The organism is Sphingomonas sp. GW821-FHT04B01 (assembly GCF_059420425.1).
Map to the genome: position 1 here is coordinate 340,330 of NZ_JBWKTR010000004.1, position 24,441 is coordinate 364,770.

Here is a 24,441-nt window from a genome sequence, read left to right on the forward strand (position 1 = left end):
CCCCGGCGATCGAAACGCGATGCCGGGGCCGAGGGCCGGAACACCCCCAGGGGAGGGGCGCTCTGCGGGGAAACGAGCCGGGGAGCCGGACCAGGTCCGGACCGGTGGTATCAGCCGAAGGTTACATTCTGAAGGACAGCGCCGCGGCGAAGGTGCGGCCGTTCTTGTAGAAAGCGGTCGGCCGGTCGGGCGTCGCGTTATACTGGCGATAGGTCTCGTCGAGCAGGTTCTGCGCGTTGACGCTCAGCACGATGCCCTTGGTGAGGTTGAGCGACGCCGAGGCGTCGAGCTGGCTGTACGGCGCGACCATCTCGCGCGAGCCGAGGCGGCCGATCGTGCGGAAATAGCTCGACCGGTAATTGTAGCTGACGCGCGCCTGGAACGGCCCCTTCTCGAAATAGGGGATCACGTTGACGGTGTGCTTCGACAGATAGGGCAGATTGAGCGTCGTGCCGGTGACGTCGGTGTTGGAGGTGGTGCTTTCCTGATAGGAATAGTTCGCCTGCAAGCCGAAGCCGCCCCATATCTCGCTTTGCGCGGAGACCAGCGCACCGTTGACCTTGGCCTTGCCGCCGTTGACCGGCTGATTGATGTTGTAGACCGCCGGCGCATTGGTCAGCGAGTTGAAGAAGGTCGCATTGTTGCGGATGTTGATGATGTAGTTGGCAATCTCGCGCCGGAACAATTCGACCGCGAGCAGCGTGCCGGCGCGCGGATAGAATTCCGCAGTCAGCTCGTAATTGGTCGATTCGTATGGCTTGAGGTTGGGATTGCCGCCGCCGCCGTCTTTCGTCACGTTGTTGAGCGTGAGCGACGCGGCGAGATCTTCGTAGCGGGGCCGCGAGATGACCTTGGCGACCGCACCGCGGACGAGCACCTTGGGGGTGATCGAATAGGCGATGTTGAGGCTCGGCAGAAACTTGAGGTAATCGGTCGCGGTGCGGGTCGGTACCGGCGGGCTATTGTCGCCGCCGCTGATCGAGGTGGCGAAATTGGAGACGTCGCGCGTGTAGACGAGCCTGCCGCCGATGTTGCCGCGCACCCCGCCCTGATCGAAATTGGCCTGCGCATAGGACGCGATCACGGTTTCCTCGACCTTGGTCGAGGCGGCGACCTTGGTCACCAGCGGCGTGTTGATCGCGTTGGCGAGGATGTCGATCACCGACTGCTGCGGCAGGTTGAGATATTGGGTGGCGTTGCCGAGGCCGCCGCTGCCGTCGAATGCGCCATCGGGGGTGGCGAGCGCGGTCACGCCGAGCTGCGGTACGGTCAGCGACTGGGTGAGATAGGTGTTGATGCCGCGCGCGTTGATCCGGTTGACGTGATCGGTGACGCGGCTGCCGAGCAGGATCTCGGTGAACGGCCCGAAGCCGATCGGGATAGTGGCGTCATAGCCGCCGAAGATGTCGCGGTCGGTGGTGACGCTGTAATCCTGGCCGCCGATCTGTGCCGCGGTCAGCGCCGTGCCGTTTATGATGACCGGCCGCCCCTCGATCGTCGCCGGATTGTTGTTCGGGTTGGTGAAGTAATTGGCCGGGTTGGTGGGATCGCCGACGTAATTCACCGTCGCGCTGTCGCTGGTGAAGGCATAGCTGTAGGGCAGCCTGGTCTGCACGTTGAACAGATATTCGGGATTGCGGCCGCCCTTGGCCTTCGACCAGCCGCCCGCGAAGCTCACCTTGGCGCCGCCGTCGCCTTCCCAGTCGGCGAACAGGTTAAGATTGTCGGTCTTCAGGCTGGTGCGGCGGACGAGCGTGTCGAGCTGCGACGCCTGTTGCCTGGCGGCGCCGAAGCTCGCGGCGGTGACGACGCCGTTGCTGATCGTCGCCGACTGCAGCACGTCGCCGGTCCAGGCGCCGGGGATCGTGTACATCGACTGGCTGTAATTGTTGTAATTGCCGTCGATATGGATGCCGTTGAGCGTGAAGGTCAGCTCGCTGGTCGGGCGGAACTGCATCGTGCCCGACACGCTCTTGCGCTGCCGCTGCTGCTGGAAATAGGCGTAGTTGATGCCGAAGGGCGAGGCCGCCTTGTAGAGATCGGCGATGGTGCCGCCGTTGATCGTCGCGCCGGGGCTCTTGAGGCTGAGCGTGCCGTCGCTGGCGCGGTTGACGAACGGGCTGTTGTAGGTGCCGTCGGCGTTGGGCGCCGTATTGTCATAGCCAAAGAATTCGACGCCGGCGCGGGTCAGGTTCTGCTTGTCGTAGGTGGCGGCGACGAGGACGCCGAAGGTCTCGTCGGCGTTGCGCCAGCTGTACAGGCCCGAGGCGCGGACGTTGCCCTTGTCCGACCGGTCGTTGTACGAATAACCGCCCGAGGCGAAGATCGAATTAGCGGGCAGGTCGAGCGGACGGCGGGTGCGGACGATGACGGTGCCGCCGAGGCTGCCTTCCTCGATACGCGGTTCGGGCGACTTGTAGACTTCCAGCCGGTCGACGAGTTCGGGCGCGAGCAGCGAATAGTTGAAGGTGCGGCTGGACGGATCGTTGTCGTTGCCGCCCCAGTCCGCCGAGGCGAGCGCATGGCCGTCGAGCAGCATGCGGTTGAGCGCGGGATCGGTGCCGAGGATCGCGACCTTCTCGCCCTCGCCGAAGCGGCGGTCAATGCTGACGCCGGGGATGTGCGACAGCGATTCGGCGACGTTGCGGTCGGGGAATTTGCCGACGTCTTCCGAGGTGATGACGTCGACGACGGCATTGGCGTTGCGCTTGACGTTGATCGCCTCGCGCAGGCTGCCGCGATAGCCGGTGACGACGATCTCGTCGCCGCTCTGTCCGCCGTCGGCGGCGGCGGGTTGCGCCTGCTCGCTGCTGCCCGGCGGGGTCGTGGTCGGCGTGGTCTGCGCCTGCGCCGCCGCAGCGGAGAGGGTGAGCGCGGTGGTCGCCAGAATCGCGTGGCGGAGGTGCATAAGGTTCAGTCCCCTTCGCGGAACACGCCCGGCCGCGTGCCCCCCTATCCCAAGCTGCCGCAGATGCCGGCGACAGGCGTGGCGAGCGTGCCATTTCGGCATCGTGTCTCGCGTCGTGCGTGGTAAGGTATAACCAATGTAAACCAATCTATGCAGTAGATTATGTCAAATTTGTTTCCAGAACGCGCCGAACCGTGCGCGATGGGGCCGGAGTGGCCCTGGGTGAGCGGTTCCGAAGTGACAAGATCGAGCGTCAGATCAATGGTTTGCGAGACGTGGTCGTGGGCGGGCGAGCGGGACTGGCGGGTCGGTGCGGAGGCGGCTCGACACTCGGTTCGTCGCAGCTTCGGTGGCGATCACGGGTTGCGTGTAGCGTCAAAACGCGTTTTGCACCGGCACTCGATAGGTCCCGTGCAGTGTCGGAGGAATGAATATGGTGCCGTCTGACAGTCCCGCCTCCCGTCCGCGAATCGCTTTGGAAATATGTGTGGAATCGGCGGAGGGCGCGGCGGCGGCGATCGCCGGCGGGTGTGACCGGATCGAATTGTGCGCGGCGCTGGCGCTCGGCGGGTTGACGCCGTCGGCGGGGCTGGTCGCGGCGGTGCTCGACGTGGCGCGGCCGGCGGGCGTGCCGGTGCGGGCGATGGTCCGCCCGCGGCCCGGCGGCTTCGACTATGACGCGGCCGATCTGGCGCTGGCAGGGCGCGAGGCGGCGGCGCTGCTCGCGGCGGGGGTGCAGGGGCTGGTGTTCGGCGCGACGCGCGACGGGCGGCTCGACCGGCAGGCGCTGGCGGCGTGGCGCGCGGCGCTGCCGGCGGGGCCGGCGGGACTGACGCTGCATCGCGCGATCGACGTGGTCGACGATCCCGTCGCGGCGGTGGAGGAGGCGGTGGCGCTTGGCTTCGATCATGTCCTGACCTCCGGCGGGGCGGCGTCGGCGCCGGCGGGGGCGGCGACGATCGCGCGGATGGTGTCGCGGGCCGGTGGCCGGCTGGTGGTGATGGCGGGGGCGGGGGTCGCGCCCGGCAACGTCGCCGGCCTGATCGCGGCGACCGGAGTAGCGGCGGTGCACGGCTCGGCGAGCGCGCCGGCAGCGGTGGAGGATGCGCGGCTCGACTTCGGCCCGCTGCCGCGGGTGACGAGCCGTCGGCTGGTCGCAGAGCTGCGCCAGGTGATTGACGACAAGTCCAATCTAAGACAATTGTAGGGCAAGGCGCCACTGGCGCCGCTCTGCGAGCCGTGGCACCCGTTGACGCCACAAGCAGCAGGACAGGGAGTGAGGGATGAGTTTCGTGAGCCGGGTGGGGCGGTTTCGTGCCGACAATCCCTCACCGCTCTATCTGCAGCTGCAACAGCTCATCCGCGACGCGATCGGCGGCGAGGTGATCGTGCGCGGCGACGCCATTCCCGCCGAGCGCGATCTTGCGGTGGAATATGGGGTGTCGCGGATCACCGTGCGCAAGGCGATCGAGGGGCTGGTCGAGGAAGGGCTGCTCACCCGCCGGCGCGGCGCGGGCACCTTCGTCGCGGGGCGCGTCGAGAAGAATTTCAGCAAATTGTCGTCGTTCACCGAGGACATGATCGCGCGCGGGCTGGTGCCGAGCAGCAGCTGGGTGTCGCGCAGCGTCGGCACGGTCAGCCCCGAGGAATCGATGGCGCTGGCGCTGTCGCCGAGCGCGCCGGTCTATCGCTTCCAGCGGCTGCGCTTCGCCGACGAGGTGCCGATGGCGCTGGAGGTCTCCACGATCGCCGGCTTCTGCCTGCCGTCGCTCGATGCGGTCGACGCCTCGCTCTATGCGGCGCTGACCGATGCGGGGCATCGGCCGGTGCGCGCGCTGCAACGGCTGCGTGCGGTACCGTTCGGCACCGATCATGCGCGGATGCTCGGCGTCGACCCGGGTTCGCCCGGGCTGCTGATCGAGCGGCGCGGTTTCCTGCGCGACGGCCGTGCCGTCGAATTCACCCGATCCTATTACCGCGGCGACAGCTACGATTTCGTGGCCGAGCTCGCCGATAGCTGACACACGCCCGGGGGCCCTGATCCAAGTGACGACCGATACGATGACGGGCACGCTGATGCGCGCCGAGACGCTGGAGGCGGGAGCGACCGTCGCACGGCTGGTGGCGCGCAATGCCGAGGCGCTGCGCGCGCTCGGCGAGCGGCTGCGCGCGACGCCGCCCGACGTGGTGGTGACCTGCGCGCGGGGATCGTCGGACCATGCGGCGATGTACGGCAAATATCTGATCGAGACGCTGATCGGCGTGCCGGTCGCCTCGGCGGCGCCGTCGGTGGTGTCGCTGTTCGACGCGCCGGTGACGACGCGGCGGGCGCTGTGCATCGCGATCTCGCAATCGGGCCGCAGCCCCGATTTGCTCGCGACGGTGGAGGCGCACGCCAAGGCCGGCGCCGAGGTGGTCGCGCTGGTCAACGACGAGGCGTCGCCGCTCGCCGAGATGGCGGATACGCTGCTCGCGCTGAGCGCCGGGCCGGAGCGGTCGGTGGCGGCAACCAAGTCGTGCATCGCGGCGATGGCGGGGCTGGCGGCGCTGGTTGCGGCCTGGTCCGGCGACGACGCGCTCACCGCGGCGGTGGCGGCGCTGCCCGAGCAGCTCGACCGTGCCGTGGCGCTCGACTGGAGCGCGGGCGTCGAGCCGCTCGCCGAGGCGAAGCAGATGTTCGTGATCGGCCGCGGCTATGGCTTCGGCGTCGCGCAGGAATGCGCGCTGAAGCTCAAGGAAACGTGCCAGGTGCAGGCCGAGCCGTTCAGCGCGGCGGAAGTGCGCCACGGCCCGATGGCGATCGTCGGCGAGGGCTTCCCGGTGCTGGCGCTGGCGACCTCCGACGCGGCGGGCGACGACGTGATGGCGGTGGCGGAGACGTTCGCCGGACGCGGCGCGACGGTGCTGTCCGCGCATGCCGGCGACGCGCGCGCCAAATTGCCGGCGCTCGACGCGCATCCGGCGGTGCAGCCGATCCTGATGCTGGCGAGCTTCTACGGCCTCGCCGAGGCGCTGTCGCGACGGCGCGGGCTCGATCCCGACACGCCGCCGCATCTCGCCAAGGTGACGCGCACGTTATGAGCGAGGCCTATCGGTTCACCAACGGTCACGTCGTCGTGGCCGATGCGGTGTGGCGCGGCGCGGAGATCGTCGTCTCGGACGAGCGGATCGCCGCGATCCGGCCGCTCGACGGCGAGGCTGGCGACGCGGTCGACCTCGACGGCGGCTGGCTGATGCCCGGCTTCATCGACACGCAGGTCAATGGCGGCGGCGGCGTGCTGTTCAACGACGAGACGAACGTTGCAGGTGTCCGCGCGATCGCCGAGGCGCATGCGCGCTACGGCACCACCGCGCTGCTGCCGACGCTGATCAGCGACACGCCCGACCGGATCGCGCTGGCGCTGGATGCGGTGGACGAGGCGATCGCGGCGGGCGTGCCGAGCGTGGTTGGCGTGCATATCGAGGGGCCGTGGCTCAACGTCGCGCGCAAGGGCATCCACGATCCCACCCGGTTCCGCCTGCTCGACGCCGGGATGATCGCGCTGCTCACCCGGCCGCGCCGCGGCAAGGTGATGGTGACGCTGGCGCCCGAGCTGGCGCATATCGACGACATCGCCGCGCTGACCGCGGCGGGGGTGCTGGTCAGCGCCGGCCATACCGAGGTCGGCTATGACGGCGCGCTGGCGGCGTTCGACGCGGGACTGAGCGGCATCACCCATCTGTTCAACGCGATGCCGGCGATGGTGCAGCGGACCCCCGGTCTGGTCGGCGCCGCGCTCGACGATCCACGGCCGTGGTGCGGGCTGATCGTCGACGGCGTGCATGTCGCCCCGGCGGTGCTGCGCATCGCGCTGCGCGCGCGCGGTATCGAGCGGATGATGCTGGTCACCGACGCGATGTCGTCGGTCGGCGCCGAGCAGAAGGACTTCGTGTTGCAGGGCCGGCAGATCCGCGTGCGCGACGGCATCTGCTCCTATGAGGACGGCACGCTCGCGGGGTCGGACCTCGACATGGCGGCGGCGGTGGCCAATGCGATGGGCATGCTCGGGCTTGCGCCGGCGGTGGCGGCGCGGCTCGCGGCGGGCAATCCGGCGGCGTTCCTGGGGCTGGCGGCGGAGCGGGGCACGCTCGCCACGGGCCTGCGCGCCGACTGGGTGCAACTGACCGCGGCGATGGCCCCGGTCGCGACGACTATCGGAGGACGACGGGCATGACGATCGACCGGCGGCAGCTTCTCGGGTCCGCCGGTGCCGGTCTGACGCTGTCCCTGCCGGGAGCCGCGCTGGCGGCGCCGGGCAGCCGTTACGGCGCGTTGCCGATGCCCGTACCGGTCGACGGCCTGTTGCCGCCGCTGCCGGTCGGCGACCCCTCCCGGATCGGCTTCGACCAGGGCTGGCTGTTCCACGAGGGCGACATCGCCGTGCCACCGGCGGCGACGCACAACGAGACCTATCTGCGCGCCAAGGCGGGCAACGCCACCGGCGCGGCGGCGATGGACTATGACGACAGCGAATGGCCGGTGGTGACGCTGCCGCACGATTGGGCGTCGTTCCAGCCGTTCGTCGAGACCGCCAACGTCGCGCAGGGCTATCGCCCGCGCGGCATCGGCTGGTACCGGCGCAGCTTCCGGCTCGATCCCGCCAGCCGCGGCCGCTATCTCGAACTGCAGTTCGACGGCATCGCGACCAATGCGACGATCTGGGTCAATGGCAGCGTCGTCGCGCACAATTGGTCGGGCTATAACAGCGTCTATATCGACATCACCCCGTTCGCGCGGTTCGGCGACGAGACCAACGTCGTCGCGATCCGCGTCGATGCCGAGGCGATGGAGGGCTGGTGGTACGAAGGCGCCGGCCTGTACCGCCACGCCTGGCTGGCGACGCGCGCGCCGGTGTCGATCGTCACCGACGGGGTGCATTGCGACCCGCGGCGGGGCGCGGATGGCGCTTGGACGGTGCCGGTCGCGGTGACGATACGCTCGACCGAGGCGGCACCGGTGACGGTGCGGGCGGTCGCCAGCCTGATCGATCCCGACGGCCGTACCATCGCGACGCTCCCCCTGCCGCCGGTGACGGTCGCGCCGCTGGACGAGGCAGTGACGCAGGCGGTGGTGCCGGTCGCTGCGCCGCGCCTCTGGTCGGTCGAGACGCCGACGCTCTATACCGTCGCGGTGACGCTGGAGCGCGACGGCGCCGCGGTCGACCGGCGGCGCGTGCCGATCGGCTTCCGCACGATCCGCTTCGATGCCGACAAGGGGCTGTTCGTCAACGACGCGCCCGTCAAGCTGAAGGGCGTGTGCATCCACCACGACCATGCCGGCGTCGGCGTGGCGCTGCCCGACGGGCTGCTCGCGTGGCGGCTGGAACGGCTGAAGGAGCTCGGCTGCAACGCGATCCGCTGTTCGCACAATGCACCGCCGGTCGCCTTCCTCGACCTGTGCGACCGGATGGGCTTCCTCGTCATGGACGAGAACCGCAACTTCAATCCCTCGCCCGATTATATGGCGCAGCTCGAATGGCTGGTGCGGCGCGACCGCAACCACCCGAGCGTCATCCTGTGGTCGGTGTTCAACGAGGAGCCGATGCAGGGCACCGCGGCCGGTGTGCAGATGGTGCGGCGGATGGCGGCGGCGGTGAAGCGGCTCGACGACAGCCGGCCGGTGACCGCGGCGATGAACGGGTCGTTCTTCAATCCGGAGAACGTCTCGACCGTCGTCGACGTCGTCGGCTTCAATTATTATCCGGGCGATTACGACCGGTTCCACGCGCTCAACCCGACCAAGCCGATGACCAGCTCGGAGGATACCAGCGCGTTCGAGACGCGCGGCGCCTATGAGACGATCCCGGAGAAGCACATCCGCTCGTCGATGGACGACGATGCCGCCGGCTGGGGCGAGACGCACCGCAAGGGCTGGGCGGAGATCGCCAAGCGACCGTTCGTCGCGGGCGGCTTCGTGTGGACCGGCTTCGACTATCACGGCGAGCCGACGCCGCACGTCTGGCCGACGATCGCGAGCTTCTTCGGCATCCTCGACCTCTGCGGGTTCCGCAAGACGGCGTATGACATTCATCGCGCCGGCTGGATCGACGACACGCCCGTCGTCGGCCTCGCGCCACACTGGACGTGGCCGGGCCGCGAGGGGCAGCCGGTGCCGGTGCTCGTCCTGTCCAATGCCGAGCGGGTCGTGCTCAAACTCAACGGCCGCGTCGTCGGCGAGGCGGCGGTCGACCGGCTGATGGGCAATGCCTTCACCGTCCCCTATGCGCCGGGCACGCTGGAGGTGATCGCGCTGTCGGGCGGACGCGAGGTGGCGCGCGCCGGTCACGAGACCGCGGGCGCGCCGGTCGCGCTGCGGCTGACGCCGGCGCGGCGCGCGATGGCGGGCGACGGCGAGGACGTGCAGCCGGTGACGATCGATGCGATCGACGCGCGCGGCCGCCACGTGCCGACCGCCAATCTGCCGACGCGGTTCACCGTTGCGGGAGCGACGGTCATCGGCGTCGGCAACGGCGATCCCAACAGCCACGAATCCGAAAAGGGCGATAGTCCGACCAGCGGCGCGCGGTCGCTGTTCAACGGGCTGGCGCAGGTGCTGGTGCAGGCGGATGCCGCGGCACGCGGGACGATCGTGCTGCGCGCGACCGCGCCAGGGCTGAAGCCGGCGCGCCTGACGATCGACCGCGTCGCGGTACCGGCGCGGGCACAGGTGCCGCGGGTGGCGGCGGTGCGCGCGATCGCCGACTGGCGACGCTCGCCGCTACTCGCCGCACGGCCCGATCCGGGGCTGGCGCCGGCGAGCGACGACAACAACAGCTGGGCATTCGTGCGCGGCGGCACCCCGACGCCGGCCGAGCCGCAGGGTGGCTGGCAGGTCTATCGCGCGCGCGTCACGCCGGTGCGCGCGGTGGCGGCGCGGGGCGGGCGGATCGCCTTCGCCGGCGTCACCGGGCGCGCGGAGCTGTGGGTCGACGGCCGCCGGCTCGCCGCCAAGACCGACGCCGCGGTCGCACCGATCGAGGCGATGCTGCCGCCGGGCAGCGGCGCGCGCGCCGTGGTGCTGATCGTCCAGCCGGAGGCGGGCAGGCCGTCGGGCCTCGTCGGCGGAGTGACCATCCGCGCCGAATGACGCGCGAGGTCCTACGCAAAGGTATTCAATAGGTATTGTCAGCAGGTTAGCGTGCGATACACTGCGCGGGAGACCGGCCAGAGGTGAATGACGAATGACGGATGTGCAGTTGGTGGCGCCGCTCGCGGGATGGGTCCTGCCGCTGACTGCCGTTCCCGATCCGGTCTTCGCCGAGGGGATGATGGGACCGGGTCTGGCGATCGATCCGACCGGCGATACGCTGCACGCGCCGTGCGACGCGCAGGTGCTCACCGTCCATGCTGCCGGCCATGCGGTGACGCTGGATGTCGGCGGCGGCGTGTCGCTGCTGATCCATATCGGCATCGATACGGTGAAGCTGGGCGGGCAGGGGTTCACGCCGCTGGTCGCGGCGGGCGACCGGGTGCGCGCGGGCGATCCGCTGATCCGCTTCGATCTCGACGCGGTGGTGCAGGGCGCTGCGGCGGCGGTGACGCCGGTGATCCTCGTCGAGGGCGAGGGGTCCGTCGAGACGATCGCCGCGGAAGGGCTGGTCGCGGTCGGCGCGCCGCTGGCGCGGATCGTCGTGGGCGCGCCGGTGGCGGCGGATGCCGGCGCGGTCGCTGGCGAGACGCTGCGGCGCGACGCGGTGGTGCTGCTGCCGCACGGACTGCACGCGCGGCCGGCGGCGCGGATCGTCGCGGCGGTGCGCGACAGCGGCGCCGAGGTGACGCTGACCAGCAACGGCGAGACCGCCTCGGCGAGCAGCCCGATCGGGCTGTTGTCGCTGGGGCTGGCGCAGGGGCGCCACGTGACGATCGCGGCGCGCGGCGCGCAGGCGGCGGCGGCGATCGATGCGGTGGTCGCCTTGCTCACCGCCGAGGTCGATGCCGCGCCGGCGCCTGCGCCCGCACCGCGGCCGCCGGTCGCGCGGGACGTCGAGGCGGGCGCGCTGTCCGGCGTGCCGGCGGCGCCGGGGCTGGCGATCGGACCGGCCTTCTGGCTGCGGCTCGAGATGCCCGAACTGCCGACGATGGGCGAGGGCGTCGCGGTCGAGCAGGCGCGGCTGGCGGACGGTATCGCCGCGGTGGCGGCGACGCTCGATGCGGCGGCGGGCGGGCCGGGGCAGATGGGTGGCGTGCTCGCCGCGCATCGCGCGATCCTCGACGATCCCGATCTGCGCGATCGCGCCGAGGCGGGGATCGCCAACGGCATGGCGGCGGCGGCGGCGATGATGACCGCGGCCGAAGGGCAGGGCGCGCAGCTCCGCGCAACCGGCAACGCGCGCATCGCCGAGCGCGCCGACGACATCCGCGACGTCGCGCTGCGCGTCGTCCATGCGATCCTCGGCACCAGCGCGGCGGCGCTGACCGTGCCGGCGGGCGCGATCGTCTTCGCCGACGATCTGTTGCCGTCGCAATTGTCCGCCCTGACCGCGGCCAAGGTCGCCGGTTTCGCCGTGGTCGGCGGCGGCCCGACCTCGCACGTCGCGATGCTCGCGGCGGGGATGGGCGTGCCGATGGTCGTGGCGCTCGGCGAGCCGGTGCGGGTCGTCACCGACGGAATGCAGGTCATTCTCGACGCCGATGCCGGCGCGGTGATCGTCGATCCACATCCCGACCGTAAGGCGCTGGCGCGCGCGGCGATCGCGCTGCGTGCGGAGGCCGAGGCGGCGGCGCTGGCGGCGGGCGACCGGCCGGCGGCGACCGCCGACGGGCAGGCGATCCACGTCTATGCCAATCTCGGCTCGGTCGCCGATGCCGAGGCGGCGGCGGCGGCGGGCGCGGAAGGCTGCGGCCTGCTGCGCACCGAAATCCTGTTCCTCGACCGGTCGGTCGCGCCCGACGTCGCCGAACAGGCGGCGGATTATCGCGGCGTCGTCGCCGCGCTGCCCGGCCGGCCGGTGGTGATCCGGCTGCTCGACGTCGGCGGCGACAAGCCCGCGCCCTATCTGGCGATCCCGCCCGAAGAGAATCCGGCACTCGGGCTGCGCGGCATCCGCGTCTCGCTGGCGCGGCCCGAGGTGCTCGATACGCAGTTGCGCGCGATCCTCGCGGTGCCCGAGGTCGAGCGCTGCCGCATCATGGTGCCGATGGTCGCCAGCATCGACGAGCTGATCGCGGTGCGCGAGGCGCTCGACCGGCTGCGTGCCGAACTGGGCGTCGGCCCGGTGCAGCTCGGCGCGATGGTCGAGACGCCCGCGGCGGCGGCGACCGCCGACCTGATCGCGGCGCATGCCGATTTCCTGTCGATCGGCAGCAACGACCTCACCCAATATGTGCTGGCGATGGATCGCGGCAATCCCGCGGTCGCCGCCGGCATCGACGGGCTGCATCCGGCGGTGCTGCGGCTGATCCGCATGACCTGCGAGGGCGCGGCGACGCGCGGCGTGCCGGTCAGCGTCTGCGGCGGGCTCGCCGCCGATCCGCTCGCCGCGCCGATCCTGGTCGGGCTCGGCGTGCGCACGCTGTCGGTGCCGCCGGCGCGCGTGCCCGCCACCAAGGCGCTCGTCGCCCGCCTGACGATGGCGGCGGTGCGCGACCATGCCGCTGCCGCGCTCGCCGCGGCCAATGCCGCCGGGGTGCGCGCGCTCGCCCGCCGCTTCGCCGAGGAGATCAGCCGATGACCCGTCCCGCCTCCCGTTTCTCGGTGATGAGCTTCCTCCAGCCGCTCGGCCGCGCGCTGATGCTGCCGATCGCGGTGATGCCGATCGCCGGGCTGATGCTGCGCCTCGGCCAGCCCGACCTCCTCGATATCGCCTTCCTCAGCGCGGCGGGCGACGCGATGTTCTCCAACCTCGGCCTGCTGTTCGCGGTCGGCGTCGCCACCGGCTTCGCGCGCGACGGCAACGGTGCGGCGGCGATGGCGGGGGTCGTCTGCTATCTCGTCTCGGTCAACGCCGCGCAGACCTTCCTGACCGTTCCCGCCGCGACGCTCGCCAACGTGCCGGCGGCGCTGGCGGCGGGCGTGTCCGCGGCATGGAAGACGGCGGCGATCGACCGGCTGGAGGTGCCGATCGGCATCGTCTCCGGCCTCGTCGGCGGCGGCTTCTACAATCGCTTCGCGACCTTCAAGCTGCCCGATTATCTCGCCTTCTTCGGCGGGCGGCGGTTCGTGCCGATCATCGCCGGCATCGCCGGGCTGGTCATCGCGCTGGCGGTGGGGCTGAGCTATGGCACGATCAACGCCGGGATGGACGCGCTGAGCAACGGCGTCGTCGCCGCAGGCGGGTTCGGCCTGTTCGCCTTCGGCCTGCTCAACCGGCTGCTGCTCGTCACCGGGCTGCACCATATCCTCAACAACGTCGCCTATTTCGTCGTCGGCGATTATCAGGGCAAGACCGGCGACCTGACCCGCTTCTTCGCCGGCGATCCGACCGCGGGCGGCTTCATGAGCGGCTTCTTCCCGGTGATGATGTTCGGCCTGCCCGCCGCCTGTCTCGCCATGTACCACGCCACCGCGCCCGATCGGCGCAAGGAAGTCGGCGGCATGCTGTTCAGCCTCGCGCTGACCTCGTTCCTCACCGGCGTCACCGAGCCGATCGAATTCAGCTTCATGTTCCTCGCACCGGTGCTCTACGCGATCCACGCGCTGCTCAGCGGCCTCGCCGAGGCGATCATGAACGCGCTCGGCGTCAAGCTCGGTTATGGCTTCTCCGCCGGCCTGTTCGATTACGTGCTCAATTACGGCAAGGCGACGCGGCCGCTGATGCTGCTGCCGGTCGGCGCCGCTTATGCGGTGATCTATTATACGTTGTTCCGCTGGGCGATCGTGCGCTTCAACCTGCCGACGCCGGGTCGCGAGGCGCCCGAGGCGACGCCCGCCGGTCCGGCGGTGGTGGCGGATGCCAAGGCGGCGGCGTTCGTCGCGGCACTGGGCGGCGCGGCCAATCTGCGCGGCATCGATGCCTGCGCCACCCGGCTGCGGCTGGCGGTGGCGGACGCGCAGGCGATCGACGAGCCGCGGCTGCGCCAGCTCGGCGCGCGCGGCGTGCTGCGCCCGTCGCCGACCGCGGTGCAGGTGATCGTCGGCGGCATCGCCGACGGGCTCGCGATGGAGATGCGCGCGGCGCTCGACGCCGCGCCGTCCGCGGCGGCGGCGGTGGTCGCGCCGCCGCCCGTCGCGGCTGCGCCGGTCGCATTGTCCGATGCGCTGCTTGCCGCGCTCGGCGGCCGGGGCAACGTCGGTGCGGTGAGCCGCCACGGCAGCCGGCTGCGCGTCGTCGTCGGCGACCGCGCGCAGGTGGACGAGGCGGCGCTCGGCGGCGACGTGCGCGCCATCGTCTGGGCCAGGCCCGACGTCGTGCATCTGCTGATGCCGGCCTGAACCGGGCGCGGCTCAGCCGATGATGCGATGCTGCCCCGGCGGCAGGTCGGCGAGCGTCCAGTCGCCGATCCGCCAGCGCACCAGCCGCAGCGTCGGATGCCCGACCGCCGCGGTCATCCGCCGCACCTGCCGGTTGCGGCCTTCGCGGATGGTCAGTGACAGCCAGCAATCGGGGATGTGCGCGCGGACGCGGATCGGCGGATCGCGCGGCCACAGCGCCGGATCGGCGATCCGCTCGACCTCGGCCGGGCGGGTCGGTCCGTCGTTGAGCGTGACGCCTGCGCGCAGCCGCGCCAGCGCGGCATCGTCGGGGACGCCCTCGACCTGGACCAGATAGGTTTTGGCGAGCTTGAACCGCGGATCCGCGATCCGCGCCTGCAGCCGGCCGTCGTCGGTGAGCAGCAGCAGCCCCTCGCTGTCGCGATCGAGACGCCCGGCGGGATAGACGCCGGGCAGATCGATATGATCGGAGAGCGTCGCCCGCGTGGTCGGCGACCCGCGATCGGTGAACTGGCTGAGCACGCCGAACGGCTTGTTGAACAGCACGAGGGTCATGGCCGCGCGGTATCGCCTGGACGCGCGCGTGTCGATGATCGCCGTTGCATTGCTCCGGCCGGCGGATTACAGCCTGCGCTCAGCCAAGCCGCGCATCGCCGCGGCCTGTGCGGGTGTAGCTCAATGGTAGAGCAGAAGCTTCCCAAGCTTACGACGAGGGTTCGATTCCCTTCACCCGCTCCACCGCAGAAATCAGCCATTTTTGCCCCCATTCTTTAGATTGTTCGATTCGCCGTTTGCGGTGTCGGTGCGGTGAAACGCTCCGGGGACCCGCGCGCAGATCTCGTCGATGATCGATTCCGTGGCTGCCAGCGCGAGGCCGAGATTGGCCGGATCGCGTAGCGCGTAGATGTCGCTGGTCGAGGCGCGGACGTGGCCGAGCATCATCTCGCCCTGACGCCAGTTGGCCTCGCCGATCCGACGACGCGCGAGCGTCGCCATGGATCGGCGGATCAGTTTCCAGCCCGCTTCACCGCGGTCCTCGGGCAAGCCGATCTCGGCACGCATGGTGTCCCATGCTCCCCAAATATTGGCGATCGGCATGTAGTTGCCGGAGGTCGCGTCGAGGAACGGCGCGAACTGGCGGGCGACTGGAATGACGCCGCGATACTTGCGCGTCTGGCGCCGGCCGCGAGGGTTGAGGTCGAGTGCGCCGGCGGACGGGATCCACTGATCGCTGCGCAGATCGGTGATCTCTTCCGGGCGGGCCCAGGTGGCCACCGCCGCGCGGAGGTAGCGCAACAGGTTGGCGCGGTAGCCGATATAAACCTCGCGTTCCTTGTCGCTGCGTACCTTCGGCCCGGTCGGATTGAGGCAATAATCGAACATCGCAGCGAGCATCGGCACGTCGGCGCGGTAGCGCGGCGACGCCGACACGTTCTTGGTCTGCTCCGCCTTGAACTTCGCCTTCTGGCCGGGCGTCGGACTGATGGCTGCGGCGAGCTGGCGGACGCAGCCTTCGATGTGACCGATAGTTCGTTCGCGGGTCGCGCCGCTCTTGGGCGCGACGATCGGGCGCGCGGCGAGCCATTTCCGGAAGCCGTCGACCCATCGCTCGTCGATCGCAGCGACCGTTACGGTGAGATCAGTCGCTGCAATATATTCGACGACGAGCGACAAGCGGCCACGGGTCGCCTTGAACCCCTTCTTCTCCTCGCCGAGCAGGAGGTAATCGGCAATCGCGCGGGTAAGCAGCGGTGCCGTGTTGCCGTCGAACGGCCGGCCGCAGCCCGAGCAGATCGGCGCGCCGTTGGCCGCCAGATACCGGCGGTCGACCTCTAGCCGTGCCTGCCCGTCATCGCTTGTGCCTGCCGAAGCGCTTCGTTCGCGTCGAACTGCGGGATCGTACCAGACGATCTCGAGATTGGCGCGATCGGGCCGGCGGTAGAGACGGAATTCGCCGCGTTGATAGATTGCCTTCGGGCGCTGCGTTCTGCGCATAGTCTTCTCTGCTGGTCGGCCACGAAGGCGCGGAAGGTGTCGATTGCGCCCGAGGCGACGAACCATTCGAGGTCGGTCGGGCTGATCTGGATCGTCTTCTCGGTTTCGATCTTGCGGGTGAGGCGGCGATCGAGGTCGAAAAGCGTGCCGGCGGTCGGGCTGGTCATGGGACGGCTCCCGCGGTTTTGGTTTCAACTGCGATCTGGCGGTCATCGACGACGTCTCGTCGGCCATGGGGGACTGAAAGCAGCACGACGGACCAGTTCGGATGACCCGTGGGATCGTGGTGGCGCGCGGCGGTGCCGCAGGTCTGTCCACCAAACCAACGGCTTTCGAGACCATGGAAGGTGAGGCAGGTCTTGATCATGCGAACGCTCCGATGATCATGGCGATCACGGTCCAGGCACTGGCGGCCATCACGGCGCGGATGAACGTCTGCGTGCGAGGTGACCATTGGGCGACGATGCGTTCGGCCGGCTCCATCATTGCACCTGTGCGGCGAGAGTGTGCAGCAGGCACACGGGCGCGACGCCGGCGTCGGCCGGGTTCGTGCTTTCGAGTAACAAGGGAGCGGCAGGGAGGCGGGCTGCTGACGCGGGCTTGTGAGGCGAGGTGGCCATGGTGGCGGCCAGCGTTTCCGGCACGGCCCCGCGAAGCTTGCAAGCATGCTTCAACAGTCGATCGGCCTGCTGTTCGAGCAGGCATGCCGTGTCGAGCACCTCGTCGTCGGAGATCCCGCGCTGTGCGTTCAGCTTGTAATTCAGCGCGCGGACGCTGACACCGAGCTCGTCCGCCAAGGCGCTCTTGCCGAGCAGCTTCGCGGCGACATCCAGCCCCATCATCCGGCGCATGTCGATCGGAAGACCGCGATGCTGTTCCCGAATTCGGGAACAGTCCGCCTTCGATGCCACTGCCCCCGTCGTCTCGATCGTGGGCGCACTGCTTGTCCGGGTGTCGAGCATCATGAAGATCCTGTTGGTGCTGCCGGCCAACGATGCGCGGCAAGCGGCTGGGGATGTAGAAAGGGTTTCGCCACGACTGGCGGGGCGGTCAGAACATCGGGGGCGGCCGGCGCGGCACCGGGTGGAGCTCGGCGAGCAGGACAAGGCAGGCTGTGCCGTCGTCGAAGCGGATCGAGGCGAAGGTGCGTCGCGCGGTAAGCACGTCGGCCTGTTTGCCGCGCCGCTGGCCGATGCCGAGGTAGAGCACGCGGTCACCGCGGCCGACGCCGACGGCGGCCACGTCACAGGCCGAACAACGCGAAAGCGCCGGGGCCGCCGATTGCGCGATCGATGACGATCACCAGCATCTGCCCGACGGCCACGCCAGCCACCGCGCGGCGGGCGATCTGGTCGGCGGTGAGACGCAGGGGCATCAGCGGTGCTCCGCCTTGGCGATCGCAAGCAACGCGACGACGGTGAAGGGCAGGGCGAGGATGCCGGCGACGATAACCAGCGCGATCTTGGCCCGACTGGCCCAGTGCGTCCGGCGTGGACCGGCCATCACTGGTGCACCTCGATCGCGCCGTCGTGCGGCAGGCAGCGGGTGCAGAAGCTCGCGGTCGACCATGCGCATGCGCCCTGGCGATCGTCGCAACAGGGATCCCAACGGCTGCAGCCGCAACCGCGACACACCTGCGGGTGACGATCCGCCGGCTCGCTGGCAAGCTGGCGGTAGACGTCCGGATCGAAAGGGAAGACGGCGCTCAGGCGCGCGAGCGTCTCTGGGCGCCGTGCGACACTGCCGGGCGTCTCGAGAGCGTGGATCAGGTCCAGTGCCGGTGCGACGTCGTCGGCCGTCCGCGCGAGCATGCTGGCAACCTGCCTGACCGACATACCGGCCGTCTCACGACGCAGTCGAAGATAGGCAGCCGGGGTGATCGGCGCGATCGGGGCGGCTGTGGCGCCCCCGGCATGGTGTCGGCGGTCCTGCGGCAGGGTGAAGGTGCGGGGAAATGCATGCATCATCAGACGATTCCTTCGGGCAAGCGGGTGGCGTCTCCGGAAGCGGGTGCGTCCGGCCTGTTCGGTCATTCGGGGTTGGCGCGGCCGGGGCCGCGGCGTCAGGTGGTCAAGGCGCTGGTGACGGTCTCGGCGAGCAAGGCAGCTTTCTCGCTTTGACCGTCGTCATTGGCGGGATCGCGATGGTTCTCGTTCGCCGGCTTCGGCATCGACCAGGACCCGAAAGGGAGGCGGACCTCCGGGTTGGGCGTGGTGCTCGCGCGAATCTCGCGCACGAACGAAAGCTGCGCGACGGCGCTGAACCCGCAATCGTCGTCGGTGCAGACAATGCGCAGCTCGCGTACCGCAGGCGTGATCTCCTGACTGTCGCGGACGACCGTCTTGTTCCTGCAGTGCGGGCATTTGATGCCGGGAAGGCGGGTGCGATCGATACGCTTAGTCATTGTGAACCCCTGTTTCCCCTACGAGCGACCCCGTGCCGGTCGGGAGGAAGGGCACCAGTCGCCGCGCCAGCCTGTTGCAGGCGGCGAGCAGCTGGCCGACCTCGGCGGACGCGCGGAGCGTCGACAGCGGCGAGGCATTGGTGTGGGTGATTTCGAGTGTCGCCGCGATGGCCTCGCCGCTTTCGCGGGCGACATCGGCGATGGCGTCGGCAAGCTGGCGGCGGCAAGCGCCTTGTCGGGTGGTGACCTCCTCGAACTGGAAGAGATAGGCGTCGCGAAACGGCGCACCGTCGCCGCCCGCTGCCTGATTAGGCGGCGTCATAGGCGAGCGCGAGGCTGATCGACGGCGTGGTCGTGCAGGTGGTTTCCGACCAGTAGCGGACGGCGCGTTCCTTGCGCTTCGCCATGGTGGCGCACGTCGACCAGCCGATCACGCCCGCGACGCGGTCATCGCGTCGCAGAAGGTGTTCGGAGCGCGGAGGGCGGTCATGCTGCCGCACCCTCCTGCATATTGGTGCCCCGATCGCATGGGGCGATCGGAGCACCCGCCTCTACAGCCGCACCATCGGTAGGGAGAGGACCCGAAGTGACGACAGGAGGATAGATGTCCGGGCGAAGCACATGACGCGAAATCCCGTAAGCCTGCTCAGCGGGAAGCACGGCTTCGGGTGGCAGCAGATCGCCCCGACGGAGAAGATTGGAGACGGTCTGTTGGAGCAGGCCAACCGTGCGGCCGAACGCCGTCTGCGATCGTGCCATCGCCACGGCCTCTCGGAACGCTGCTACGGCGGCAATGTGCATGTTGTCATTCATACAACACGTGTACTACATATGACTACGTGCTACAACACCTTTGTAGCGGTATCCGCTACAAAGGTGTTGTAGCGCTTGCACGGTGGACGAAATTCAGACCAGAGCTGATTGGCTTAAGACTGCCCGGCGAAATCGGGGATGGTCCGCCGCGGCCATGGCAGCCAAGATAGAGGAGGCTGCTCGGTTATCTGGCAACGCTCTCACGCTCACGCAGCAAGCCGTGTCACACTTTGAAACGGGCAGGACCAAGTCCGTCCCGCACTGGATACGTTACGCTGAGGCGGCACTGGCTGGTGAATCTGCGCAGTCGTCTTCACTTGAGAAGCGCTTTGCAGAAGACCTGATCCGACGCGCGAATCCTGACCAACTTCTTCTGATCCGCGACCTTCTAGATGGTACGGCAACATCCAATGAGTTGGCTGCCGAAAGTTTGGATTTAGTCGGAGTTGCCTCGGTCGACATGGCTTATGGCATGGGGCTAACGTATGCTGGTGATCACATTGACGTCGAGGTGATGCACTTTCCCCGGCGCTGGCTTGAGTCACTGACCAGCACCGCACCTCAGCAATTGGCCTGGGCGAGAGGACGCGGCAATGCGATGTCGCCGACGATTGAGGATAACGACTTGGTCCTTATCGACCGATCCGACCGGACCGTTCGCGATCAGGATGCTATATGGGCGTTCACGATCGGCGACGTGGCGATGATGAAGCGACTGCGCATCCGCGGCGAGCAGGTCACCATCCTCTCGGACAACGACCGCGTCCCGGCCGATCAGGCGCATCCGGACGAAATCAACATCGTTGGTCGCGTCTCGCACATCGTGCGAAGGCTTTAACGATTTGTGAGTGTAGCCCATTCAAAACGACACCGGCGTTAATACGCATGTGCTTTAGATTTGTTCTGCTAGATTCGGCAATCTAATTTGCCCTTTTAATTAAGCAATGGGGTGTCTTGATAGAGGAGGCGTATTGAAAGTGAGTGAGGAAAGCAAAGGGACCGATCAGGCGAGCGGAAAAGAGCCAGAAGAGGCTAGGTGGGCGTTTCGTGAACTGGTCAACCAGGCCGTCACAGAGGCGACCTATGTTAATAGGAGCGCTGTTGTGGGTGGGGTAGGCGACCTATTTACGTTAGTATTTGGGTTCAGTGCTGGTTTTCCGGATCACGATGGCAACATGCAGCCAAAAGTCTCTGTGCAGCCAGCGGTGATTGGTTCACGCAAGCTTCTTCAAGGGCTTGTTAATGGCATTGCTGCAGCCACCGGCATTGTAGCAGTGCCGAAGTCACAAGGTGAGCAGGATGGCTGAGCCTGCCTATGATGACGGCAATAATGTTGTTCACATAAGCAGTTGGAATCCAGGGATCCCAATGAGAATAACCATGCATGAAAATGAGGAAGGAGACGAGCCCCCCTTGAAGGATGGTGATGGTGGGGGCACGTTTGGAGGTATGGACGACGCTTGGAAAAAATCAGTCGACGATCAGCTCAAACGGGGAGCTGATAATTTTCGTGCGGCCCTTGCGGGGGGGCTTGGTGCCGTTCTTACCATTTGTGGCCTAGTAGTCGGTTTGTATGTTTATACCGGCAATAAAAGCGATGGGCTTTCCGGGCAGTTGAACAATACGCAAGTAAATGTAGCGCAGCTACGTGGCGAGCAAAGAACCGGAAATGCGGAGATAAATGGTCGATTAAATCAAATAATGGATAGACTTCCGAAGTAAAATTTAGCAGTCAAGCAGGATTGCGGGCATAATAGGTTTGGCGCCTGCTTGGCTTAGGTTATTTTTGTCCTAGCGACTGTGTGCCCTATGGTTTTGCTAGGTTAAGGCGATGCCGACCCCCACGTCGGCAGTGCTGGCAGTGATGTTACCACTTGAAATATTAACTGACAAATATAGCGCCAATGAACGTAAGATCGAACCTTTTGAGATTGGCCGGCTGATTAATTAAGGTGTCTCGTTTCGTATCGGCTCATGTTGATGCGCCGGTACAAACCACGTGATATACCGGCGCACACGCAAGCCTAGTTGAGTGCAACCTGCCCGCTTTTTACTACTCCATTCACGTTGACCGTGAAGCGCAACGTCGAAGACGTGGCATCTGCGTAGAAGGCCACATCACCAGCATTGAGGTTCGTCGCTGGCTGGATGATGTCACCGTTGGTGGCAAAGACCGGCGTACCGATCCGCCTGAAGGCTGCGACGCGGCTGCCCGCGTCATCCTGGATGACCAAACCAGAATAGCCATCGACGTTACCGATCGACGACCGCATGCGCTCGGCTGAGTTGATTGCATTCCACCGGTAGACGAACTGCTGCGCGCGCTTCTCACCGTTGGTGTTGCCGCCCTGAACCGTGAAATAGATGGCGGAGGCCGGATCGTAGGTGACGATCGAGTTGTCGAGCAGGATGGAGCCTGTGCCGCTGGTGTGGTTGATGACGACGAGGCTCTTCTTGCCCGGCAGCGGCGTAGCGACGGCCGAGAAGTCGCGGATCGAGCCTTGGGCATCATCGAGGACGATATAGTCGACCGTCGGAACGCCGATGATCCGCGGGTTGAGCAGCGTGAGGTCGCGGACCTTCTTCATGTAGAAGGGGGTGCCAGATCCTTCAGAGGCGCAGGTGAGGAAGATCAACGAGTACACAGCGGGCACGCCGCCGGCATTGCCGTCGATGAACCAGTTATGTGTGCCACAATCCTGCGCAACGCAGCTGATGAAGCTCGAATAGGCCAGCTGCGTGATGCGAAAACCGTACTGTGAGCAGGTGTCCGCCCAGCAGTCGATGAAGGTGGCCGACGTGCCGATGTCGCCCTGCACGGCATGGTAGGTGAAGAACCCGACGACATTCTTTTCCGAGTGGATGTTCTCGAAGCGCGACCAGATCGGCAACCCGGTGGACAGGCCGATAGCGCCGTTGGTCAGGTGGAGATTGGCAGGGCGAACGCCGCCGCCATAAACCCGGTGGCAGGACCGACCAGTGCCGTTTGCATCGATCGTCATGCTCTCGCACCATGCGCGGCCGCGAGTGTTGGTGTTGACGCCATCCCGATCGAGCGTCGCATCCATGATGAAGTCCGCAGCGGTACCAGCAGTCAGGGCCTTTAGTACAGTCCCCTCACGGCTTTCGCCGATGAAGATGGTGTCGCGGATGCCGACGCGGTCGACGCGGTAGGTGCCGTTGGGTACAAATACCGAACCTTGCCGTCCTTCGCCGGAAACCTGCCCGAAGTTGGCAGCGACGGCGGCCTGCTGGAAATACTGGCTGACGTTCGTGGTAGATGTTCCCGCACGGATGTCCGCTTGTAGCGACGATGGGATAAAGTCCAAAACGGAGATATAGTTCATTGCTTCGTTCCTTCCCCGGTGATTCGGGAGAACGTATGGGGAACATCCAAAATCCAACATTGCAAGGGACTTAGTCGCACAAATCGCAGAGCGTGGTCGTTCGGATGCCTGGGCGCATTTGGCTTGGGGGAGCGATGAAATCTGCGCGTTGCGTCCTGTCAGGAGTAAGTCTGGCTTTCCAAGGACAGATTTGTTGTGAATCCACGGTCAGCGGAAAGCTCATGGCTTACTTCCGCTACAAGCCATTTGGTCGCGTCGATCTCTTCCTTAAAACCCAGAACCGTCACCGATCGGTCAGGATAGATCTCCAGCCGGCCGAGCGCGAGTCGCAAGCCCAGCTTGCGCGGGGCGCGCTTGGCGCGGCTGTTCTCCGCCTCGGCGGCCTTCTTCGCCGCCGCCTCGCTCGGGTACGTCCGTGCGAGCCGGCGCGTCGGACCGCTGCCGGCCCCGGCCTTCACCGACTGCCGCTTCGCGCCCTTGCGATCGTGCCATTGCGCCTCGACCTCACCGACCTCCTCGCGCTTCTCGATCCGGAACGAATGGCCATCGCCGTCGCGGCGGGTGATCGTCAGGCCGGGCAGTGTTTCACCGCTGGCGGTGGTCGCGGCGCCGATTGGCGCGAAGATCAGCGTTTTGGCTTTGATGGTCGCGGTAGCGTCGTGCGCTTTCCCGAGCCGCCGAAGCAGCGCCATATCGCTCTCGCGGCCCTGCGTCAGTGCGTCTACCGGCTGCGAGGCGAGGGCTGGGGCGCAGCGGGCGGTCAGCCGATTGCGGGCGGCGATGTCCTTCACGATCGCGCCTAGCGTCGTCTTGTGCCAGCTCTGCTCGCGTTGGGTGCGAATCGCGCTGGTCAGGTCGGCCGACCGCGCGCGAATGATGATCGCATCGGGCGGGCCGCTGTGTTCGACCTCGTCGATGATGAACTTGCCCTTGTCGACCAGCCCCACCGTCACGTCGCTGCCGCTGATCCAGCCGAGTTCCACCGCCAGCGTCCCGCCTGCCTTGGGTAGCGGCGTTCGGCCGTCATGGTCGGTGATCACGATCTCGAGCTGGTCGGCGTCGCCGCCCCGCTTTTCCGACAGGCGCAGCGACATCAGGAGGGGGCGGAGCCGGTCGGTCAGATCCTTGCCGTCGAGGGTGATCCGATAGCCGGCGACGTTGGTGGCGGTCACGCCTTGGCATCCCTGTCGCTGTCCACCCCCAGCAGGTCGATGCCGAACTGGATCAGCCGCGGCGTGCCGTCCGGGAACAGGTGGCGCTGGCCCTCGCGAATGCGAGTGATGACGAAAGAGCCGTAGACGCGGCCGGTGCCGTCGATCAGCGACCACGCCTCGCCATCCTTGGCCATGTCGCGGAGCTGATCGAGCGAGGCCGCGCCGGCCATCAGCTCCGCCGGCGCGTCGCCGTTGAGCGAGATCAGGTCGTTATCGCGGCCGGTGAACTGGACGGCGTCGATCGCGCCCACCCGGCCGCTGCGCGCGTGGCGCCAGGCGCTATCGCGCTGCAGCTCCTGATAGGCGAGGGTGGGCAGCGAAAAGGCGAACATGCCCAGCGACATCATCTC

The 24,441-nt window shown here is 67.6% G+C and carries 24 protein-coding genes and 1 tRNA gene; 11 read left to right on the plus strand and 14 right to left on the minus strand.

Annotation, left to right across the window (positions count from 1 at the left end; all coding sequences use genetic code 11):
• Positions 1-121: 121 nt before the first annotated feature.
• The gene (locus tag AC07UH_RS12705) at positions 122-2,908 is read right to left on the minus strand and encodes a TonB-dependent receptor (RefSeq protein WP_495180711.1); all 2,787 of its coding nucleotides are present in this window, start codon (positions 2,906-2,908) and stop codon (positions 122-124) included.
• Positions 2,909-3,341: 433 nt separating this feature from the next.
• On the opposite strand from AC07UH_RS12705, the gene AC07UH_RS12710 reads away from it, so the two are divergent.
• The 7 genes from AC07UH_RS12710 (at position 3,342) to nagE (ending at position 14,318) form a co-directional block, all read left to right on the plus strand.
• Positions 3,342-4,115, plus strand: coding sequence for a copper homeostasis protein CutC (locus tag AC07UH_RS12710; protein WP_495180712.1), 774 nt, complete (start codon positions 3,342-3,344; stop codon positions 4,113-4,115).
• Between the two features lie 76 nt (positions 4,116-4,191).
• On the plus strand, positions 4,192-4,929 hold the full coding sequence (locus AC07UH_RS12715) for a GntR family transcriptional regulator (protein WP_038660807.1): 738 nt from the start codon (positions 4,192-4,194) through the stop codon (positions 4,927-4,929).
• Between the two features lie 40 nt (positions 4,930-4,969).
• Positions 4,970-5,989, plus strand: coding sequence for an SIS domain-containing protein (locus AC07UH_RS12720; protein ID WP_495180713.1), 1,020 nt, complete (start codon positions 4,970-4,972; stop codon positions 5,987-5,989).
• Positions 5,986-7,122, plus strand: coding sequence for an N-acetylglucosamine-6-phosphate deacetylase (gene nagA / locus AC07UH_RS12725; RefSeq protein WP_495180714.1), 1,137 nt, complete (start codon positions 5,986-5,988; stop codon positions 7,120-7,122). Before AC07UH_RS12720 ends, nagA begins: the two co-directional genes overlap by 4 nt.
• Positions 7,119-10,034: a beta-galactosidase GalA gene (gene galA / locus AC07UH_RS12730; RefSeq protein ID WP_495180715.1), complete on the plus strand. Its 2,916-nt coding sequence runs from the start codon at positions 7,119-7,121 to the stop codon at positions 10,032-10,034. The genes nagA and galA overlap by 4 nt, the downstream gene beginning before the upstream one ends.
• Positions 10,035-10,128: 94 nt before the next feature.
• Positions 10,129-12,618, plus strand: coding sequence for a phosphoenolpyruvate--protein phosphotransferase (gene ptsP, locus AC07UH_RS12735; RefSeq protein ID WP_495180716.1), 2,490 nt, complete (start codon positions 10,129-10,131; stop codon positions 12,616-12,618).
• Positions 12,615-14,318, plus strand: a complete 1,704-nt coding sequence (gene nagE, locus AC07UH_RS12740) for an N-acetylglucosamine-specific PTS transporter subunit IIBC (RefSeq protein ID WP_495180717.1) — start codon at positions 12,615-12,617, stop codon at positions 14,316-14,318. The genes ptsP and nagE overlap by 4 nt, the downstream gene beginning before the upstream one ends.
• A 12-nt stretch (positions 14,319-14,330) precedes the next feature.
• Here nagE and AC07UH_RS12745 read toward each other — a convergent pair whose 3' ends face one another.
• Complete coding sequence (locus AC07UH_RS12745; RefSeq protein WP_495180718.1) at positions 14,331-14,873, minus strand: pseudouridine synthase; 543 nt, start codon at positions 14,871-14,873, stop codon at positions 14,331-14,333.
• A gap of 109 nt (positions 14,874-14,982) precedes the next feature.
• Between AC07UH_RS12745 and AC07UH_RS12750 the strand changes: the two genes are divergently transcribed.
• Positions 14,983-15,056: transfer RNA gene (locus AC07UH_RS12750), tRNA-Gly, on the plus strand.
• A 9-nt stretch (positions 15,057-15,065) separates the two neighbouring features.
• On the opposite strand, the gene AC07UH_RS12755 is transcribed toward AC07UH_RS12750, so the two are convergent.
• The 9 genes from AC07UH_RS12755 to AC07UH_RS12795 form a co-directional block, all read right to left on the minus strand.
• Positions 15,066-16,547, minus strand: coding sequence for a site-specific integrase (locus AC07UH_RS12755; RefSeq protein WP_495180719.1), 1,482 nt, complete (start codon positions 16,545-16,547; stop codon positions 15,066-15,068).
• A gap of 248 nt (positions 16,548-16,795) precedes the next feature.
• Positions 16,796-17,278 (minus strand): hypothetical protein, encoded by a 483-nt coding sequence (locus AC07UH_RS12760; protein ID WP_495180720.1) that lies wholly within the window; start codon positions 17,276-17,278, stop codon positions 16,796-16,798.
• 85 nt (positions 17,279-17,363) lie between these two features.
• Positions 17,364-17,555 carry a hypothetical protein gene (locus AC07UH_RS12765; protein ID WP_495180721.1) on the minus strand — a complete coding sequence of 64 codons (192 nt, stop codon included), beginning with the start codon at positions 17,553-17,555 and terminating at the stop codon, positions 17,364-17,366.
• Between the two features lies 1 nt (position 17,556).
• Entirely contained in the window at positions 17,557-17,688 is a 132-nt protein-coding gene (locus AC07UH_RS12770) for a hypothetical protein (protein WP_495180722.1), read from the minus strand.
• Entirely contained in the window at positions 17,688-17,816 is a 129-nt protein-coding gene (locus tag AC07UH_RS12775; protein WP_495180723.1) for a hypothetical protein, read from the minus strand. Before AC07UH_RS12775 ends, AC07UH_RS12770 begins: the two co-directional genes overlap by 1 nt.
• Positions 17,816-18,280: a helix-turn-helix domain-containing protein gene (locus AC07UH_RS12780; protein WP_495180724.1), complete on the minus strand. Its 465-nt coding sequence runs from the start codon at positions 18,278-18,280 to the stop codon at positions 17,816-17,818. The genes AC07UH_RS12775 and AC07UH_RS12780 overlap by 1 nt, the downstream gene beginning before the upstream one ends.
• Positions 18,281-18,375: 95 nt before the next feature.
• Positions 18,376-18,717, minus strand: a complete 342-nt coding sequence (locus AC07UH_RS12785) for an Ogr/Delta-like zinc finger protein (protein ID WP_495180725.1) — start codon at positions 18,715-18,717, stop codon at positions 18,376-18,378.
• Positions 18,710-19,039 carry a hypothetical protein gene (locus tag AC07UH_RS12790; RefSeq protein ID WP_495180726.1) on the minus strand — a complete coding sequence of 110 codons (330 nt, stop codon included), beginning with the start codon at positions 19,037-19,039 and terminating at the stop codon, positions 18,710-18,712. Before AC07UH_RS12790 ends, AC07UH_RS12785 begins: the two co-directional genes overlap by 8 nt.
• Positions 19,040-19,203: 164 nt before the next feature.
• Positions 19,204-19,530 (minus strand): YdaS family helix-turn-helix protein, encoded by a 327-nt coding sequence (locus AC07UH_RS12795; protein WP_495180727.1) that lies wholly within the window; start codon positions 19,528-19,530, stop codon positions 19,204-19,206.
• 154 nt (positions 19,531-19,684) lie between these two features.
• Between AC07UH_RS12795 and AC07UH_RS12800 the strand changes: the two genes are divergently transcribed.
• From AC07UH_RS12800 to AC07UH_RS12810, 3 genes are all read left to right on the plus strand, one after another.
• On the plus strand, positions 19,685-20,368 hold the full coding sequence (locus AC07UH_RS12800; protein WP_495180728.1) for a S24 family peptidase: 684 nt from the start codon (positions 19,685-19,687) through the stop codon (positions 20,366-20,368).
• A gap of 133 nt (positions 20,369-20,501) precedes the next feature.
• Complete coding sequence (locus tag AC07UH_RS12805) at positions 20,502-20,837, plus strand: hypothetical protein (protein WP_495180729.1); 336 nt, start codon at positions 20,502-20,504, stop codon at positions 20,835-20,837.
• Positions 20,830-21,252, plus strand: coding sequence for a hypothetical protein (locus AC07UH_RS12810; protein WP_495180730.1), 423 nt, complete (start codon positions 20,830-20,832; stop codon positions 21,250-21,252). Before AC07UH_RS12805 ends, AC07UH_RS12810 begins: the two co-directional genes overlap by 8 nt.
• 302 nt (positions 21,253-21,554) lie before the next feature.
• Here AC07UH_RS12810 and AC07UH_RS12815 read toward each other — a convergent pair whose 3' ends face one another.
• From AC07UH_RS12815 to AC07UH_RS12825, 3 genes are all read right to left on the minus strand, one after another.
• Positions 21,555-22,877 (minus strand): hypothetical protein, encoded by a 1,323-nt coding sequence (locus tag AC07UH_RS12815; RefSeq protein ID WP_495180731.1) that lies wholly within the window; start codon positions 22,875-22,877, stop codon positions 21,555-21,557.
• Between the two features lie 158 nt (positions 22,878-23,035).
• Positions 23,036-24,049: a contractile injection system protein, VgrG/Pvc8 family gene (locus AC07UH_RS12820; RefSeq protein ID WP_495180732.1), complete on the minus strand. Its 1,014-nt coding sequence runs from the start codon at positions 24,047-24,049 to the stop codon at positions 23,036-23,038.
• Complete coding sequence (locus AC07UH_RS12825; RefSeq protein WP_495180779.1) at positions 24,046-24,438, minus strand: phage tail protein; 393 nt, start codon at positions 24,436-24,438, stop codon at positions 24,046-24,048. Before AC07UH_RS12825 ends, AC07UH_RS12820 begins: the two co-directional genes overlap by 4 nt.
• Between the last annotated feature and the right edge of the window lie 3 nt (positions 24,439-24,441).